Annotated in this window: 14 protein-coding genes; 1 reads left to right on the forward strand and 13 read right to left on the reverse strand. The window is 59.4% G+C overall.

The features are described from left to right. Positions 1 to 242 precede the first annotated feature (242 nt). Genes G7Y50_RS11220 through G7Y50_RS11235 form a run of 4 tightly spaced genes read right to left on the reverse strand, consistent with a single transcriptional unit; the run spans position 243 to position 6,155 of the window. Positions 243 to 1,646 carry a lipopolysaccharide biosynthesis protein gene (locus tag G7Y50_RS11220; protein WP_165056669.1) on the reverse strand — a complete coding sequence of 468 codons (1,404 nt, stop codon included), beginning with the start codon at positions 1,644 to 1,646 and terminating at the stop codon, positions 243 to 245. Beyond that, positions 1,643 to 3,949, reverse strand: coding sequence for a polysaccharide pyruvyl transferase family protein (locus G7Y50_RS11225; RefSeq protein ID WP_165056670.1), 2,307 nt, complete (start codon positions 3,947 to 3,949; stop codon positions 1,643 to 1,645). The genes G7Y50_RS11220 and G7Y50_RS11225 overlap by 4 nt, the downstream gene beginning before the upstream one ends. 2 nt (positions 3,950 to 3,951) lie before the next feature. Continuing rightward, positions 3,952 to 5,055: a non-hydrolyzing UDP-N-acetylglucosamine 2-epimerase gene (gene wecB / locus G7Y50_RS11230; protein WP_165056671.1), complete on the reverse strand. Its 1,104-nt coding sequence runs from the start codon at positions 5,053 to 5,055 to the stop codon at positions 3,952 to 3,954. Between the two features lie 56 nt (positions 5,056 to 5,111). Further along, positions 5,112 to 6,155 carry a glycosyltransferase family 32 protein gene (locus G7Y50_RS11235; protein ID WP_370458034.1) on the reverse strand — a complete coding sequence of 348 codons (1,044 nt, stop codon included), beginning with the start codon at positions 6,153 to 6,155 and terminating at the stop codon, positions 5,112 to 5,114. Positions 6,156 to 6,209: 54 nt separating this feature from the next. Between G7Y50_RS11235 and G7Y50_RS11240 the strand changes: the two genes are divergently transcribed. Next, positions 6,210 to 7,469 carry an ISL3 family transposase gene (locus G7Y50_RS11240; protein ID WP_165056672.1) on the forward strand — a complete coding sequence of 420 codons (1,260 nt, stop codon included), beginning with the start codon at positions 6,210 to 6,212 and terminating at the stop codon, positions 7,467 to 7,469. 371 nt (positions 7,470 to 7,840) lie between these two features. Here the strand turns inward: G7Y50_RS11240 and G7Y50_RS11245 are convergent, their stop codons facing one another. From G7Y50_RS11245 to G7Y50_RS11285, 9 genes are read right to left on the reverse strand one after another with little or no spacing between them, the layout of a single operon-like run. Then, entirely contained in the window at positions 7,841 to 9,169 is a 1,329-nt protein-coding gene (locus G7Y50_RS11245; RefSeq protein ID WP_165057080.1) for a hypothetical protein, read from the reverse strand. After that, positions 9,166 to 10,212, reverse strand: coding sequence for a glycosyltransferase (locus tag G7Y50_RS11250; RefSeq protein WP_165056674.1), 1,047 nt, complete (start codon positions 10,210 to 10,212; stop codon positions 9,166 to 9,168). Before G7Y50_RS11250 ends, G7Y50_RS11245 begins: the two co-directional genes overlap by 4 nt. Positions 10,213 to 10,242: 30 nt before the next feature. After that, entirely contained in the window at positions 10,243 to 10,821 is a 579-nt protein-coding gene (locus G7Y50_RS11255; protein ID WP_165056675.1) for a DapH/DapD/GlmU-related protein, read from the reverse strand. After that, positions 10,818 to 12,017 (reverse strand): glycosyltransferase, encoded by a 1,200-nt coding sequence (locus tag G7Y50_RS11260; protein WP_165056676.1) that lies wholly within the window; start codon positions 12,015 to 12,017, stop codon positions 10,818 to 10,820. Before G7Y50_RS11260 ends, G7Y50_RS11255 begins: the two co-directional genes overlap by 4 nt. A gap of 2 nt (positions 12,018 to 12,019) precedes the next feature. Further along, a complete protein-coding gene (locus G7Y50_RS11265; RefSeq protein ID WP_206214847.1) occupies positions 12,020 to 12,709 on the reverse strand; it encodes a WecB/TagA/CpsF family glycosyltransferase in 690 nt (229 codons plus the stop codon). A gap of 59 nt (positions 12,710 to 12,768) precedes the next feature. Then, positions 12,769 to 13,710 (reverse strand): GDP-L-fucose synthase, encoded by a 942-nt coding sequence (locus G7Y50_RS11270; protein ID WP_165056678.1) that lies wholly within the window; start codon positions 13,708 to 13,710, stop codon positions 12,769 to 12,771. Between the two features lie 6 nt (positions 13,711 to 13,716). After that, positions 13,717 to 14,820 carry a GDP-mannose 4,6-dehydratase gene (gene gmd / locus G7Y50_RS11275; RefSeq protein ID WP_165056679.1) on the reverse strand — a complete coding sequence of 368 codons (1,104 nt, stop codon included), beginning with the start codon at positions 14,818 to 14,820 and terminating at the stop codon, positions 13,717 to 13,719. 1 nt (position 14,821) lies between these two features. After that, positions 14,822 to 16,189, reverse strand: coding sequence for a sugar phosphate nucleotidyltransferase (locus G7Y50_RS11280; RefSeq protein WP_165056680.1), 1,368 nt, complete (start codon positions 16,187 to 16,189; stop codon positions 14,822 to 14,824). Between the two features lie 34 nt (positions 16,190 to 16,223). Then, positions 16,224 to 17,057: a sugar transferase gene (locus G7Y50_RS11285; RefSeq protein WP_165056681.1), complete on the reverse strand. Its 834-nt coding sequence runs from the start codon at positions 17,055 to 17,057 to the stop codon at positions 16,224 to 16,226. Positions 17,058 to 17,289 lie beyond the last annotated feature (232 nt).

The following is a 17,289-nucleotide window of genomic DNA, read 5'->3' on the forward strand; positions in this document are numbered from 1 at the left end:
CTTGATCTACGCCGCGCTGTTGCGCAAGAAGGTAGTGATGCCCCTGGCCTACCTGTGCTCGTAGGGCACTAAAAATCGAACCTTCAAAAATCAGCCCTATCAAGGGCGTAGGTCGTTGTACCCAAAATCGGGTTTGAACAGGTGTTTTAGTTGTCAAAGATACGTTCAATTAAGAGTGTTTTGCCTGATGGCGAGTTGATTATTGCGGTTTACTACCTAACATTTTGCCTAGAACCGACGAATCAGGAAAACCTTTGGGAAACCACCCCGACAACGCCACCCAAGCGCCTCCGATAGATAATTACCAGCGCAACAAAAGCAATAAGCTGAACGGGCTGGGTTCCCCACCAGATGGCGAGCGTCGCCTGGATCACGAGAACCAAAAGGCCGGCGATCTCAGTCGGCCAGGACACTTTTATTCTCGTGACGCGCTTCACCAGAACCATCGTGCGCACCCCCCATGTGACAAGATGGCCGAGGAACGTGGCGATCGCCGCCCCCATCGGGCCTATGACGAAGGTGAGCACAATACAGGACCCGATTCCCACGACCGCGCCCGCGATCGTGGTGGCTGACACCTCCTTCGTGCGCCGAGCCGCGGCGTAGATGCAACCTTCGAACAAAGACAGCCCGTTCAGCAGGACTCCGACGAGGAGGAAGGGAACGTAACGCCACGCCTCGAAGAACTCGTTGGCGTAGAGAATATGGGCAAGCGGGACGTCGAGCAGCATGATCACGGAGCAGCCGAGGCACATGGCGCAAGAGTAGAGCCCGTACATCCTGCCGAGGAAACCGTCCTCGTCGTCCTCGTTAAACTCCTTGATGGCGGAGATCGACCAAGCGTTGTAGAAGATCGATTGCAGCGTGGAGAGGATAGTCGGGATCTTGAACGCCACCGCGTAGACGCCGTTCGCCGCCGCGCCACAGATGAGCGCGACAACATAGCGGTCGCTCAGGTCGCTCACCCACCATGCGAGGCTGTTGGCGATGAGGGGCGCGCTGTACATCGCCATGGCCCGGAACAATCCGGGGCGCGAGCAGAGGATCACCCCCAGCGAGATCCTCTCCGCGACGAGCAGGACACAAACGGAGAAGAGGCTCCCTAGCGCCATGGCGGCCATGTAGCCGACGACCCCGAGAGGGATTGCGATGAGCAGGAGAACCGCAGCTACGCAGGTGACGAGCGTGCCGCCTATGCCGCTCACGACGAGCGGCCTAATGTGGCCCTGCGACTTGAGATGCATCGTGAGCACATTGCCCAGAGACCCCAGCAGGAACATCGCGAGTAGAAACGCCGTGTACGCCTCGTCCACGGGCACGGCCCCGAGCATCGTGGCCGCAGCCAGGACGACGAGGAGCGCGCACGCCCCACCCGCTACCGACCTCAATCCGATCGAAAGCACTTCCTCGGACTCGGCGTCTCCTCCCAGCCCGAACCGCAGCACCGCGTCCTGCACGTTGAGGGTGAGTACCGGCACGAGCAAGGAGACCGTACTCTGCACCAAGTCAACCATGCCGTAGTCGGCCGTGCTCAGTGCGGACGTATAGAGCGGCAGGAGGAGGAACTGGACGAGCTTCGAGCCGAACGTGCTGATGGCGAAGAGCGCCGTGTTGGCCGAGAGCTCCTTATAGCGTCGGGAAGTCATCGGTGGCTCTTCCCCAACACTCGCTTGGCGATGCGCGCCAAGGGAGCAATCGACCGGCGCAGGTCCCTCTCGCGGGCTATTGGCTCGGCGAACTCGCCCGCCACGTCCTCGATGGAGATCGAGGGATCGGAGAGGAGCGAGAGCAGCCTCTCCCTGAAGACGGGTTCCGGCTCGTTTCTCGTCTGCTGCCAGGAGATGTAGTCCTCGAGCGGCTGCTCCTTCAGGGCCCCTGCCGTCGACAGAGCGCCAGTCACCTCGCGCCCGCGATCCGTCATGGCGAGAACCATGCTCACGCCGGTCTCATCCCCCTCGAACCTCGGCCCCCAATAGTCGCCGAGTCGAACGTCAGCAGCGCTCGCCGACCGCCAGGGACACTCATAGCAGCAGCCAGCGTAGCACTGGCCGGCCTCGAAGAGGAGGAAGTAGGGGTCCTTCCTCTGGTGCAGGCACGCCTCCCTCTCTCCGTCCGTCGAGTATACATACCTCTCTCTCCACCCGCGTGGCTTGTAGCGGAACTCCGTCCGCACGATGCTCGGGTTCAACCCGTACGTCCCATGGAGCCACTCGCGGTAACGCTCGTAAAGATGACGGCTCGGCACGCCGTGGCAGATGAGGTCTACGTAGGTCACGCCCTCGCAGCGTGCGAGCAGGTTGCGCGCGCCGGCGACCTGGCAGGGCGTGCCGAATACGACAACCTCCTCCTTGCGGACGGCCGCCTCGGCGAGGGCAGGTGACATCCTGCTCTGCATGTACTTGCTTCCGGCGAGAGACGCAAGCCCCTCCGCGTCGCCGGGCAGAACGAGGCGATGGGCCGCCCCGCCGCCCTCAAGATCGAACGCGCAGCCGAGCGTCGCGGCGCCTTCGGCAGACGCCCTCTCGGCGATAGCCGCCGCCGCGCCGCCGCTCGACGACGAGAGCAGGCGAGCTGCATCTGAGCTCTTGAAGGAGTAAAGCGAGCCTGCCCCTATAGGAAGCGACGTCGACCGCTCGATGAAGGGGCACGTCGCACGGCACTTGCCGCAGGAGATGCAGACAGCCTCGTCCACCTCCGCACGCCAGAAGCCCTCCGCGTCGAGGGAGACGCCGACTGCCCCGACGGGGCATACGACCTCGCACGCCGAGCACCCACAGCACAGGGAGCGGTTGCGAAGGACGTTGTTCTTGTGAGACTCCGGCGGAGCAGCCGAGGCGAGCGCGTCTTTCAGCCAAGACAGCGACGCCTCCCGCTCCTGGTCAAGCCGATCGCAAGGCGGAGTCCAGTCTATCGGCTTGACCAAGTCGTCCATTCCCTTGCCCCTGGCGGCGAGCCTGCCCTCCAAGCCCGTCCTTGCGAGGATGTTGTGGACCCGGGAGTTCTGGTTGACGGGATCCCCCTCCCGGAATCGCTCGAACGCGCAGAACTCCCTCTTGAAATTGATGGAGAACGCGACGCCGTGGAACGAGTCCGTGCACACGTAGGATGCGCCCGCGACAAGCGCGACGAACTCGCGAGGCCCCACGGGGCGGGTGAGGCAACCCTTGCGCTTGAGGTCGCGCTGGAACACGGGGATGACGCGGACGTCAAGCCCCTTGCGCTCGGCGATTTCGTAAACCCGACGCCACTGCAACTCATTGCTGCCAAGCATGTACGCGAGCAGGTAGCCGCATCCCCCTCCGTCTGCCTCGCACCCTGCGATTCCCGCCCACTCATCAGGTCTGAGAAGAAACGTGGGATCGAGAACCGTGGCGACCTTCCTGCCGGTGAGCTCCGAGATTATCCCGCTGCCGGACTCCTCCCTGGTGGACAGGCGGTCGATGCGCGACGCGAGCTCCCCCATCCTTCGCGCGACATCCCCGTCACGGACCTCGGGCAAGCCGACACTCGGAGCGTACGCGACCTTGAGCCTGGACTCGGCCGCAAAGTTGAGAAAGTAATGCGGGTCGAACACGCTGGGAGCCCATATCTGGTCGCTTCCGCAGACGAACGTATCGTAGACATCGTTGAGAGCCTCGAGATCGGCCAGAGTCGGACAGGGGGAGGTGAAAGACAACCGATCGTCGAGGTACGCCTCGAAGAGTTCCTCGCGTGCGGGAACGACACACGGCCTCCTGAGCAGATGGTAGGCAGCCTTGTTGCGCGCCTTCCCGGCGAGTCGCACCAGAGAGCTTTCCTCCGATGCCGCGACGACCCTGCCATGCGCCCTGTAGTCGATCACGTCAACCTCGTTTCCGAGGGATGAGAGCACTCTGCTCAGAGCCGTCACCTGCAACGCAGTGCCGTAGTTGTGGTACTGGAACCATGTCATGAGGGCTATTTTCGACATTATTACGCACACCTTCTCGACAGTGCGTCAGCAATGCGCGCGCTGGCATATCCGTCGCCGTAGGGATTGCTCGCACGAGACATCACGGCATAAGCGCCTGCGTCGTCAAGCAACCTTGAGAACTCACGATAGATCACTTCCTCGTCGGTTCCCACGAGTCTGAGCGTGCCTGCCGCCACGCCCTCGGGGCGCTCGGCGGTGTCGCGCATCACGAGCACGGGCCTGCCGAGCGACGGAGCCTCCTTCTGGATGCCTCCCGAGTCGGTCAAAACGAGGTAGCTGCAAGCCATGAAGTTGCGGAAGTCAACCACTTCCAGCGGGTCGATGATGCGCAGGCGGTCAAAGCCGTCTAGCTCCTCGTGCGCCACTTTGCGCACCTGCGGGTTCATGTGGATGGGGTAGATAGCCTTCACATCTGGTCTCTCCTCCATGACACGGCGGATAGCATGGAACATGCGACACATGGACCCACCCAGGTTCTCCCGGCGATGCGCAGTTATGAGCACGAGGCGGCTTCCCTCGGCCCATTTGAACTCGGGATGCGAGTAGCCGTCCCTCACCGTCGTTCGAAGCGCGGCAATGCCCGTGTTGCCGGTGACGAATATGCTCTCGTCGGATTTTCCTTCGCGAAGGAGATTCTGGCGGCTCGCCTCCGTGGGAGCGAAGTACCAACGGCTGATGATGTCCACCGTCTGACGGTTGAACTCCTCGGGCCATGGGCTGCAGATGTCATGGATGCGAAGTCCCGCCTCTACGTGCCCCACGGGTATCTGCAGGTAGAACGCCGCGAGCGCAGCCGCAAACAAGGTGGTGGTGTCTCCGTGCACGAGAACGCAATCCGGACGCTCGGCATCCAAAATTGACTTTATATTAAGCAGCACGTCGCTCGTGATGTCGAAGAGCGTCCGCCCTGGCCTCATGATGCGCAAGTCATAGTCGGGCTCGACTCCGAACACGTTGAGCACCTGGCCGAGCATCTCGCGATGCTGGCCCGTGACGCACACCACCGTTTCGAACTCATCCGAGCGAGACCTCAGCTCGTTCGCAAGCGGACGCATCTTTATTGCCTCTGGACGGGTTCCAAACACAGCGAGTATTTTGTTCATATCAAACCCCCGCATCGTATCCGAGAAAACCGAAGCACTTCTGGCTCTTTCTGAACTCATCTTTCTTGATTATTTGCTTGAAGAAGATACCTTCCCGCTCCACTAACACCACGATACTTCATCAATGAGGCGACCCGACCGATGCGTCCACGCATTGCCTCGGGAACAAATCGCGGCAGTTTTCTCGAAACATGGACCAAATACCTTTCCTCATCTGACAACCAAGACCCATCAAAATGGTGGATAGCGTACGTATTCTCCGTCATCCTAACGACACCAGTCGCAAAGTCTTTTGGACACAAGTAGTCTTTCGGCAGCAAAGTGAGGCCATTGACAGTTTGCATCATATTGTTTGGCGCGAAACCGTATCTCGTACAGATGCGGGTTATCTTTTTGACATTTGTCTCTTTGTCGAACGAGCCGTCCTCTTTGACGAAGTGAAGATTGCTGTAGTCATTCAGGAACTTGACAAACATAGGCTGTCCTGCCTCAGACGCCATGAACCCTGTTAGGATCATCGTCTCGGATTCAAAGCCTGAGACTGCCTCGTATCCGAGAAGGGCGTCGAGCGGCTTAACTATCTCAACATCAGTATCCATGTAGATCCCGCCGAAGTTTACGAGCGCGTACAGCCGAACATAGTCAGTCACAAAAGCCCACTTCTTAGCTTGGTACGCCTCCCTAGCGTATGGACTTATATTTAGATCAAAATTCGATTCATCCCATCGACGTATTTCGTAATTAGGACAGTACCGTCTCCAGCTCTCGATACACTTTTTCGCTAACGGCGGCAAGGGATTTCCGCCAAACCAGCAGTAGTGAATTATCTTAGGGATCATAATCGAGCCTTTCTGAGTTTGACGCTGTTTCTCAAATCCTGGCGGTTGGGGCCGTTGCGCTTGATGAGCGACACCGCAAGCACGGGCCTTTCTGAATCTGGTGTTGCTTTGCCTTAATGGGCTGCCTGAGCTAGCCATCAGGAGGCAGAGAACCGCGCCAAAGCCTAGCGGGCGGCTTTCAGGCAGGGTCCCTGGGAAGGCGGCCACCTTCCCAGGGACCCCTATGGCGATCTGCCTCCATGCCATAAGGAGGCACACCATGAGAAGCAGAATCGGCACCACGGAGAAGCGAAGCGCGGAATGCGAGGCGATGGCGTGAACAGCATCAAGCACCTCGCGGGGATACCGAGGTTCTACGCCATCGAGCGCATCGAGAACCAAGGATGCGCCTCCGTCATCCACATATCGCGCAAGCCCCGCGACAGGACGTGCCCGACGTGCGGGGGCAGGGGGAACGTCCACGGCCACGAGAAGCGCAGCATGTTCTGCGCCCCCATAGGAGGCATGCCCACCGCGGTCAGGATCAGGCAGAGACGCTACAGATGCCCCATGTGTAAGCGCACGTGGCTTGAGGCAGATGAGCTCAAGAGTCCTTTGAGCTCCCATATGACCAATGACTTGGTCACGCTCATCGGCGTCGAGCTCATGCGCCGCCAGTCGGCGAGGTCCATCTCGCGGCGCTTCGGGCCGAGCAAGGACATGGCGTGCAAGGTTCTTGACGCGATGGCCGTCCCGGAGCCCTACCTGCCGCGCGTGCTGCGCGTCGACGAGCTCGAGGCCGACACGGACGCCGGCAAGACGGGCGCATACGCAGTCGACGGGGAGCGCGGGGTGCTGGTCGACGTCCTGCGCGACCGCAGGCCGGAGACCCTCGACGCATGGTTCTCCCGGTTCAGCGAAGGAGAACTCGGGTCGGTCGACTGCCTTTGCTGCGACATGCGCTGGGGGTTCGTCAACGCCGCCGAGAGATGGCTTCCCTGCGCCGAGGTGCGCGTCGACCGCTTCCACGTCGTACGCTGCGTGACCAAGGCGTTCGACAAGGTTCGCGCGAGGCTGCAACGCGAAGCATGTATCAGCGTCAAACAAGACCTCAAGGGGGCGCGCAAGCTCTTTTTGATGAGGAAGCCCCGTCTCGAGGACTTGGATGCCAAACGTATCGAATCCGGAAAAGAACCCCTCGCCTGCCGCGTCGAATACCTGCTCGGGACGAGCGAGGAGCTCGCAAAAGCCTACGCAAGGCTGCAAGCGTTCTACGTGTGGGCCGACACGGACTTCGCCAATGGGCGGGAGATGAAAAAAGCCCTCGGCGACTGGATAAGCCAGGCCCAGAACTGCGGGATCAAGGAGATAGCCATGGCGGCAGGCAGCATTAAAGAAGCAGAGGAGCACGTCTTGAACGCCTACAGGACGGGAAAGACCAACGCCTACGCCGAGAACGACAACCGCAAGATCAAGGACATGAAGCGCCGCGCCTGCGGGTTCGCGAACTTCGAGAACATGAGGCGGCGCCTTTTGCTCGCATTCGGGTACCCGCCGATGAGCAAGGAAGGTGTGGCTCTGCCCAACTACAACTAGCAGGCCGCAGAAGGCGGGCCCTCCGGCTGCCCGGAGGCGGGGCTCTTGGTCTAGTTTTTTAAGGTTCGACATCAACTTTTTTGAAATGCCCCCGCAAGGGGCTTGGGCAGGTGCGCCCAAAAATCAGGCTAATTTGGCAGAACTGCCATCGACTTTACTGTATTTTGCATTCATCACCGCAGATCAGGTTAAGCTTTTGCTCGAATCGTCCACACTAAATCCTGGATACCCTTAGTTCTCACACAAAACGCCTGTTCAAGTTAATGTTTTGAGCCTATTGGCAACACGGTTTTCGGAAAGTCCAAATCCCGGATACCCGAGCATTCCGCAAATCAGCGAAAGACCTGCGACATTACATACTAGTCTGTCTGCTATCGTGCCCATAAGGACTGCCCTTTGAGCTTACCCTCTAGTGAATCCCCTTCGAGCTTCCCGACAAGAAAGGGAATCGCCATTACAAAGAAAGCTATATAACCGCTCGATGAGGTACGCAGAGCGGAATCGTATAGCAAGCCAAGTAAGAATATGAAAGACAACGCTAAGCACATCACCATCAAAGCATTAGCATAACCAGAGGTGACCTTCATCTTTCTCCAAGACTCAAAGCCTGACAAGGCGAAGAACACGATATACCACGCAAGACCAAGATATCCGCGTTCGACAAATATCATAGAATCGAGATAACCGTTATATCCATACAATTTGTAGGTCTTGTAAAAGTCGCTATTGAAAACCGCTATCTGATCCGAATATTCGGCATTTCCTAACCCCAAACCCGCAAGGCAAAGACCAAAATCATTGTTAAAAAACAATGTCTGACATATTGATAATGCAGTTGACCGATTAAAGCCCCCTACGCCGTATCCAATATGAGTGAAATAATGAACCATTGATCCAGGATTGAAATAGTCAACAAAACTAGGAAATAGCATGACGAGAGTATTGGTTGATACAATCAGCCCAGCAACGAGAATTAGCGCTATCTTTACCTTCTTTTCGATATCACGTCCGGACCCCAATATAACAACTAAGGCAATGATTGCAACTTCGAGATAGAAGTACTTCAGCTCGGCGAGAGCCGCCCAATAGAGACAGATAAAAGCAACAAAGGCAGCTTTTTTTCCTGGAATTTCACCAGCCATATAGCGACTTAACGCACTTGCAAACTCTACGCAAATAAAAATGTTCAGCATGCCGTTGCAGCCTTGCCCGACTCCAAATGTTCCCCCTAAATAATCCCCCCTTACGCCACATACAAAGAACTGGACGGTTACAACGAATAGATTGAGAATAAGAACTTTATCCATAAGATCAACGAAGTGCGGCAGATCGGACTCCTTCAAGAAAACGATTACCGCTAGAAACAGAAGAAGAAAGCGATACTGATTACGTGCTCCCCATAAAAATAATGTCAAATCCGTTGATCTGTAAAACAGCATCACTAGATCAAAAACAACGAGGACCATAATCATCATGGAAGGAAGTAAAGGCGCATTTGCCAAGCGCTTGATATTTACGAACATGGAAACAGTCAGTACTGATACAATCAAGTCGCAGAAGAAAGAAAGAATCGATAGCTGAGGAGCTATGCTTTCAAAGGCATGAACGGTCAATGACAGTAGCAGCAGTGAGGAAAAAAGCAGCCTAAAAGCAGAGCTTCCACCATCCACAATAACGGGTGTTCTTCGAAAGCGCTTCAAAGAACTATCCTGACTAGCTTTTTTACCGCTACTACGAGATTAGACCACTTCAACAACGAGTCCGCATCTCTACGCCGAAGCAAAACTAGATATCTTCTCGAAATAAAGCCCATACAGTTCGCCGGGTAAGAAAGCACCGAGGTTTTTACGGATTGAAGTGCCATCACTGTCTTTAAGTACTCAATCGAAGACCGGTGATCGGTAACACTTTCAGTAATCTTCTCTATCAACTCTATACTGTAATCGATAATTGATCTTTGTGCCCTAATAATGCACTCCTCGCAATACGCCTCGCTTTCGCCATAGGCTTCATCAAGCAGAGCGATAAAAAAATTATTGAATTGCTCAATCGAATTAGGATTAAATGCATTTGTTATCGAAGATTGCCCCTGCTTTCTGTAGCAATAGGGCGTCCCCTCTACGCATACAACCATCGAAGACGCCCTACATACTTCGATATTAAAAAAATGATCCTCAGATCTTACGTTTCTGAACCTTATATTGTTTTCCATTAGCAAAGTTCTCTTATATATCGCTGGACATACCGACGCATGAATCCTGACAGATCCTTTTTTCGCTGCTGCACCGTAGAAATTCAGAGAAAATGTATGTATTTCCCCTTCCTTAAATGCAGAACCGGAGAAACTGATTGGAACACGTTTCCTCCTCCCGGAATCCCTAACAAGCTGCAAACCCGAATAACAGACGTCTGCATCGTCGTTTGCGGCAGCACGGTAAAGCCTTTCGTACATATCCGCATCAACCCAGTCATCAGAGTCAACAAAACCAATGTACTCGCCAGTTGCAGCCTCTATTCCGGTATTACGGGCCGGCCCAAGCCCTCCGTTCTCCCGATGGACAACCTTGACCCTTGGGTCTCGTTGAGCATACGACTCCGCTATATCTCCCGACCGATCAGGAGATCCGTCATCAACAAGAACAAGCTCAACATCCTTCAGAGTTTGAGCCAACAAGGATTCAATGCATTTTCTTAGATACAGCTCGACTTTATAGATGGGGACAACAACAGAAACTTTGGTCAAGACAACCCTTTCAGTACAGCCAATCACACATTAGGCAAACGTTGATTCATCAGTGTAAAAGATATCTCGCTTAACCTTGTGCTTCACGCAAAATGCATCCGTCTGACCAATTATTTTTGCAGGGTTTCCACCAATGACCGACCCATCCGGAAAAGTTCCTTTAACAACTGCATTTGCACCAACGATACAATTCTTTCCAATGCGTGTATTCGGTAAAACAACAGATCTTGCACCAATAAAGGAGTTTTGTCCAATTTCAATAGGCCCCAGCAGGCATCCATGCCGACCTTCAAGGCATAAAGGCTTGTCTATACTCCAATCGTGAACAAGAAGCGAAACATCGTATGAAACGGTAACGCCATCTCCCAGTTTGATTAAGTGATAAGCAGAAGCGTCGAATATGCATGATGGACTTATCCAAGGATCTCCAAAGTCAGCGAAGCTATCTGATACATCAACCCCAAGCCACTTCAAATACTTCGGATACAGCTTCTTATATGTCGACCTGCTTACTTTATCAATAAGCAAAAGGACAACCTTAAGCGGGTACTTTACATATTTTCGACACCCTTGTTTGCCCGGCTTCACTGCATCAACCGAATCGGTCACAAATATTCTCCTTTCCGACTGCTTGCGATCATGTTGTATATCTCGTCCAGCATTTTTAAATTGCTTTGTTTTGAAAGATTCGTCTCGAAATATTTTCTTGCTCTGTAAGCATATTCTTCTCGGCGAGAGCAAACCCTATCCACGCAGCTCCAAAACGAATCGCTAGAGCTGACGGAAAAACATGCACCGCCTCCGCTTTCTCTGACAATTTGCCCATGATTCCCTAGATCTGACGAGATAACAGGAACACCTAGAGAGAACGATTCGGCTATTGTCATCGGAAAGCCTTCATACCACAAGCTTGGAAATATTAGAGCTTCTGAATTGGCAATCTGCTCAAGAACACAACCATGCTCCAGCCTTCCAAGAAAACTGACATTGGAACAAAAGCTTTGGCAATCGGCAACTGCACGCTCAAGAGAACCCGATCCTAAAATGACCAGCTCGTAAGAGCACTTCGAGTCTTGGGCTTTCCAGAAATCAAGCAACAGCTTGATGCCTTTTTCTTCCTCAAGCCGCCCAACGAACAATAGCTTCCTGCCATTACTTCGCCTTGACTCGCTAAGGTTTACGGGGAAGGAGAAGTTGGGCTTCACGTGGGCGACGCAGCCCTGCTCGCGAACGAACTTTAAGTGCTTCGTCTTGTTGAACTCCGTCAGGAACACCATGTGCACGCCGCGGTAGACGCGGTGGGCCCTGTGCCACTCCATGGCCCTGGCCAGCGCCTCGGTGTAGACCCGCGAGCCCTTGTAGCAGCCGTGCCTCACGGCGCGCCCCAAGCCGCCCGACAGGCACTCCTCGCACACCTCCCCGTCCCTGTAGAAGGTAGCGCCCGGGCAGAGCAGCCGGAAGTTGTGGACCGTCTGCACGACGGGCACGCCCTCGTCGCGCGCAGCGTCGTAGATCGAGGGGGATATGAGGGGGAAGGCGTTGTGGCAGTGGACCAGGTCCACCGACTCCCTGCGGATGAGGGAGCGGACCTCCTCGTACGTGCGCCTGCTCCACCTCAGCGACCTGGCGAGCTCGAGCCTGCCCGCCAGCCCCCTGACCTCGTCGTTGTGGCGGGTGTACTCGACCACCCCATGCCCCTCCTCGCGCAGGAGCCTCCCCTCGTTGGAGAAGACCGCGTCCTCGCCGCCGGGAACCTGGTAGAAGTTGTGGGCGAGCAGGACGCGCGGCTTGCAGCCAGACGCCATCGCTACTCCCCCCTCACCATCGCGTGCCACACGAACTTCGCGTTGGTCGAGGCGTAGCGCCCGGCGAGGCGCCTGGGATCCTGCATGAGCCGGTACGCCCACTCGAGGTTCGCCCTCTGCATCCACGCCGGGGCGCGCCTGATGTTTCCAGCAAGGTAGTCGAAGGCCGCCCCCACGCCCACCATCAAGGCGTTGACCCTGCCCTCGTGCGCGGCCATCCACCTCTCCTGCTTCGGCGCGCCGAGGCCCACCCATACGACGTCCGGGTCCGCTGCGTTCATCATCTCGACATGTCCGGCGTCCTCTTCCGGCGTGAGCTCCCTGAACGGTGGGCTGAACATGCCGGCGACCCGCACGTCGGGGTAGTCGGCCTCGAGCGCGGCGGACAGGGCGTCGAGGGTCCGTTGGCTCGACCCGTAGAAGTAGTGCCTCAGGGGATGCTGTCGCGCCCCCTCGAAGAGGGCGAGCATGAGGTCGGGTCCCGTCGTCCTCTCCATGCCCGCGAAGCCGCGCCTGCGCCCCACGGAGGAGAGAGGGCCCCCGTCCGGGATGCTCATCGCAGAGCCGTTCTGGATCGCGCGGTACCCCTCGTCCTCGAAGGCCATGACGGTGGTGTGGACGTTGGAGACGCAGATGTAGTTCCCGCGGAGCTCCCCGACGTGGGACGTGACGTAGCCGATGAGCTGGTCCATCCCTACTGCTGCGATTCCGACGCCCATGATGTCGCAGGTCGGTATGCCCTCTACGCGCGCTATCTCTCAGCCCTCACGGGGTTGCGCAGGAAGTCCTCGTAGGCCAGCCGCACGCCGTCCTCGAGCTCCGTCCTGTAGCGCCAGCCGAGCGACGTGAGCTTGCCCACGTCGAGGAGCTTGCGCGGCGTGCCGTTGGGGCGGGAGGCGTCCCACTCGATCCTCCCGTCGTAGCCCACGACTTCAGCCACCAGCTCGGCGAGCTCCTTGATCGTGAGCTCCCTTCCCGTGCCGAGGTTCACGGTCTCGTCGCCGCTGTAGTTGTTCATCAGGAACACGCAGGCGTCGGCCAGGTCGTCCACGTAGAGGAACTCGCGCAAAGGCGTGCCGTCGCCCCAGCAGGTCACCGACTCGGCGCCCGACACCTTGGCCTTGTGGAGGCGGCGGATGAGCGCCGGCAGAACGTGGGAGTGCTCGGGGTGGTAGTTGTCGTTGGGGCCGTAGAGGTTCGTGGGCATGACGGAGATGAAGTCGGTGCCGTGCTGGCGGTTCAGGTACTCGCAGTACTTGAGGCCGGATATCTTGGCGAGCGCGTAGGCCTCGTTGGTGGGCTCGAGCGCGCTTGTGAGCAGGCAGGACTCGGGCATGGGCTGGGGCGCCAGGCGCGGGTAGATGCAGCTCGAGCCCAGGAACAGGAGCTTCTTCACGCCGGCCCTCCACGCGGAGTGGATGACGTTCATCTCCAGCGCCATGTTCTCGTACATGAAGTCGGCGGGCGCCGCGGAGTTCGCGGCGATGCCGCCCACCTTGGCGGCCGCCAGGAACACGTAGCCGGGGCGCTCCTCCTCGAAGAAGCGCTCCACCTGGTCCTGGCGCGTGAGGTCGAGCTCCGCGTGCGTTCGCGTGACGACGTTAGAGTAGCCCTCAGCCTCGAGCCGGCGCACGATGGCGCTGCCCACCATGCCGCGGTGCCCCGCGACGTATATCCTCGAGTCCCCCTCCATGGCCATCTACCTCACCACTCCCCTCTTGAGGTGCTCGACGAGGTTCTCGCGAACCCTCTCGGACTCCCTCTCGACGGCGACCTTCTCCATGTCGTGCCTTACCATGAGCTCGACGAGCCCCTCAAAGCTGGTGGAGCGCGGGTCCCAGCCGAGCACCTCTCGTGCCTTGGTGGGATCGCCGAGCAGGTTCACGACGTCGGTCGGGCGGTAGAAGTCGGGGGAGACCTCCACGAGCACCCTGCCCGTCGCCCTGTCGACGCCCTTCTCGTTAAGCCCCTCGCCGCGCCACTCCAGCTCGATCCCCGCATAGTGAAAGGCGAGCGTGCAGAACTCGCGCACCGAGTGCTGCTCGCCCGTGGCGATGACGAAGTCGTCGGGCTCGGGCTGCTGCAGGATGAGCCACATGCACTCCACGTAGTCCTTGGCGTAGCCCCAGTCGCGCAGGGAGTCGAGGTTGCCCAAATACAGCCTGTCCTGCCTGCCCTGGGCTATGCGCGCGGCCGCGAGCGTGATCTTGCGGGTGACGAACGTCTCGCCGCGCCGCTCGCTCTCATGGTTGAAGAGTATCCCGCTGCAGGCGTACATGCCGTACGCCTCGCGGTACTCCTTCACGATCCAGAAGCCGTACTGCTTGGCCACCGCGTAGGGGCTGTAGGGGTGGAAGGGGGTGCTCTCGCTCTGAGGCACTTCCTCGACCTTGCCGTAGAGCTCGCTCGTGGAGGCCTGGTAGACGCGGCAGGTCTCGGCCTGCCCCGTGAGGCGCACCGCCTCCAGCACGCGCAGAACCCCGACCGCGTCGGCCTCGGCGGAGTACTCCGGCACGTCGAAGGAGACCTGCACGTGGGACTGTGCCGCCAGGTTGTAGAGCTCGTCGGGGCGGATCGATCCTATGGCGCCGACGAGGCTCATGGAGTCGTTGAGGTCGCCGTAGCACAGGTGGAAGTTCGGGGCGCCCTCCAGGTGCGCTATCCTCTCGCGGAAGTCGACCGAGGAGCGGCGGACCATGCCGTGCACCTCGTATCCCTTGCCCAGCAGCAGCTCCGCGAGGTAGCTGCCGTCCTGGCCCGTCACGCCGGTTATCAGCGCCTTCTTTCCCGTGCATTCGCCCATGCTAGCAGCAGCCCTTCCTCTCTCGCTCTTCCCAGAAGTCCCCGAAGCGCTCGATGTCCTCCTCGACGAGGACGTCCCCCACCTGGACCTCGATGACGTGCAGCTCCTCGATCGCGCGCGCCGCGTGCAGCTGGCCGGGGCGTATGGAGACGACCGAGCCGGCGCGCACCTGACGCGTGAGCCCGTCGAGCACGACCTCACCGAAGCCGGAGACGATCGTCCACATCTCGGCGCGCCGCGCGTGGCGCTGGTAGGAGAGCTGCCGTCCCGCCTCGATGATGAGCTCCTTCGTGAGCGAGCGCGCCCCGTCGGGGTGGGCGCTCGAGTCTATGACGCGGTAGGTGCCCCAGCGGCGCCGCTCGCACATGGGGCGCGACTCCGCCACCTGCCCCACGTAGGGCTTCATCTGGCTGCTCGCCGCCTTGTCGGCCACGAGGATGCCGTCGGGCGTGGCGACGACGACCGCGTCTGCGAGCCCGAGGGCCACGAGCGGCAGCCCCAGCTCGTTCACCACGTGCGTGTTCTCACAGGTCTCCGCTCCCACCGCGCGGCCCGATGACGCCTCCGCCATCTCCTCGCAGAGCGTGTTCCAGGTGCCGAGGTCCTTCCACGTGCCCGCGTAGGGCACGACGGCGACCGAGGACGCCCTCTCCACGACCTCGTAGTCGAAGGAGATCTTCGGCAGCTCGCCGTAGCGGGAGCGGAGCTCCTCGAACGAGCCAGCCTCGAGGTACCTGGCGGCTACGTCCGTCAGGTAGCCCAGCTTGAACGCGAACACGCCGCAGTTCCAGAGGGCACCCCGGGAGATGAGCTCTCTCGCCTCCTCCTCGCCGGGCTTCTCCGTGAAGCGCCCGACGGGCCACGCCTCCCCCTCGCGGGAGGCCGGCACGATATAGCCGTACTTCTCCGAGGGGTAGGTGGGCTCCACGCCGAGCAGCACGAGCTCGGCCACGCCGGCCTGCACAGCCTCATCGAGGTCGGCCACGCGGTCGTAGTAGGCCTGGTCGGCGAAGGTGTCTATCGGCATCACGACGACGGTGTCATCTTCGCCGGCCCCCTGCTCCCAGGCGAGGTGGGCGCAGGCGAGCATGATGGCCGGCGCCGTGTCGCGCCGCTCGGGCTCGAGCACGAGCGAGTAGGCGCCCCCGACCTGCCGCTCGACCGAGCCGCGCTGCTGCTCGCAGGTCGCTATGGTGACGTCGAGGTCGGCGGGGACCCTCCTCACCTGCGACATCACGCGCTGGACCATCGATACATGGCCGCCGTCCCCGTCGCACAGCACCTTGAGAAACTGCTTGGAGCGCGCCCCGTTCGACAGCGGCCACAGGCGCGTGCCCGAGCCGCCTGACAAGAGCACCAGGTGTATCACAGGAGAACCATCCTCTCGCTACGAGCTGCCTGCATCAGTACGCCCCTTCCCCGGTAATCATGGCTTTGACGGTGCCGGCCATCAGCCTGAGGTCGTAGCCAGTCGAGCACCTCTCGACGTAGTCCAAGTCGAGGTCGACCATCTCATCGAAGGTGCCGTCGCTGCGGGAACCGGCCTGCCAGGGGCCGCCGCAGCCGCACTTCACGGTCAGGCGGCGCCTGGCGCGCTCGTCGTACTGCACGACCTCCCCGGGGAGGGCCGGGCGGGGACCTATGAGGCTCATGTCGCCTAGGAAGACGTTGATCAGCTGCGGGAGCTCGTCGAGCGAGTGGCGGCGGATGAACTGCCCGACGCCGGGGATGACGCGGGGGTCGTCCTTGATCTTGAAGAGCGGGCCGTCTGCCTCGTTCCTGTCCTTGAGCTCGTCGAGCATCCGATCCGCGTTAGGCACCATGCTCCTGAACTTCCACATGCGGAAGAGACGGTAGGTGCCGTCGGGGTTCAGCCTCCCCACCCGCACCTGCCCGTAGAGGGGGCCGGCACCCGGGCTCTTGGCGCAGATGACCGCCGACAGCGCGAGGCCGGGGAGCAGCAGGAGCGCTATGGCCGCGCCGGAGGCGACGATGTCGAACGCGCGCTTCGCGAGCCGGTAGCCGCGGCGCGACAGGTCGGGGCGCAGCCCCGAGCTCGACCCCGCGAGGATCTCCGCGGCCTCGTCGTCGGTGAGCTCCCCGGAGGTCGGCCATGCGGACGACGAGCTGCCGTCACGACGGGAAGCGGCCTCGGAGGCGAGCCGATCCTTGGCGCCGCGAGGAGAGTCTTCGCCGAGCACCGCCTCCTGGTCCTCCACTCGCAGAGCGTAGCTCATATGCGAGTCCTTTCCCGCTGGGTCAATTGACCCAGCAGGAGGCTGTGCGGGTTGGGGGCGCAGGACGCGCCTGCGGTCACATGCTGTACCGCGAAGGGGACAGACGCGCGCCCGCAGGCACGTGCCACCTGTACCGCTTCCTCAGCTGTCAGATCTTCTGTCGCCATCTCTCCTCGCAACTACCCTCAACCCCACGGGGACCTCCTTCGCCCTGCCGCAGATGGTCACCTCG

This window comes from Adlercreutzia sp. ZJ176, from assembly GCF_011038975.1.
Lineage (GTDB): Bacteria > Actinomycetota > Coriobacteriia > Coriobacteriales > Eggerthellaceae > CAAEEV01.

What these genes read in the sequence shown, in the direction of transcription:
- G7Y50_RS11220 (WP_165056669.1), bottom strand. Translation starts at nt 1,646, where the DNA reads ATGACTTCCCGACGCTATAAGGAGCTCTCGGCCAACACGGCGCTCTTC.
- G7Y50_RS11225 (WP_165056670.1), bottom strand. Translation starts at nt 3,949, where the DNA reads ATGTCGAAAATAGCCCTCATGACATGGTTCCAGTACCACAACTACGGC.
- wecB (WP_165056671.1), bottom strand. Translation starts at nt 5,055, where the DNA reads ATGAACAAAATACTCGCTGTGTTTGGAACCCGTCCAGAGGCAATAAAG.
- G7Y50_RS11235 (WP_370458034.1), bottom strand. Translation starts at nt 6,155, where the DNA reads ATGGTGTGCCTCCTTATGGCATGGAGGCAGATCGCCATAGGGGTCCCT.
- G7Y50_RS11260 (WP_165056676.1), bottom strand. Translation starts at nt 12,017, where the DNA reads ATGGCGTCTGGCTGCAAGCCGCGCGTCCTGCTCGCCCACAACTTCTAC.
- G7Y50_RS11265 (WP_206214847.1), bottom strand. Translation starts at nt 12,709, where the DNA reads ATGGACCAGCTCATCGGCTACGTCACGTCCCACGTCGGGGAGCTCCGC.
- G7Y50_RS11270 (WP_165056678.1), bottom strand. Translation starts at nt 13,710, where the DNA reads ATGGAGGGGGACTCGAGGATATACGTCGCGGGGCACCGCGGCATGGTG.
- gmd (WP_165056679.1), bottom strand. Translation starts at nt 14,820, where the DNA reads ATGGGCGAATGCACGGGAAAGAAGGCGCTGATAACCGGCGTGACGGGC.
- G7Y50_RS11285 (WP_165056681.1), bottom strand. Translation starts at nt 17,057, where the DNA reads ATGAGCTACGCTCTGCGAGTGGAGGACCAGGAGGCGGTGCTCGGCGAA.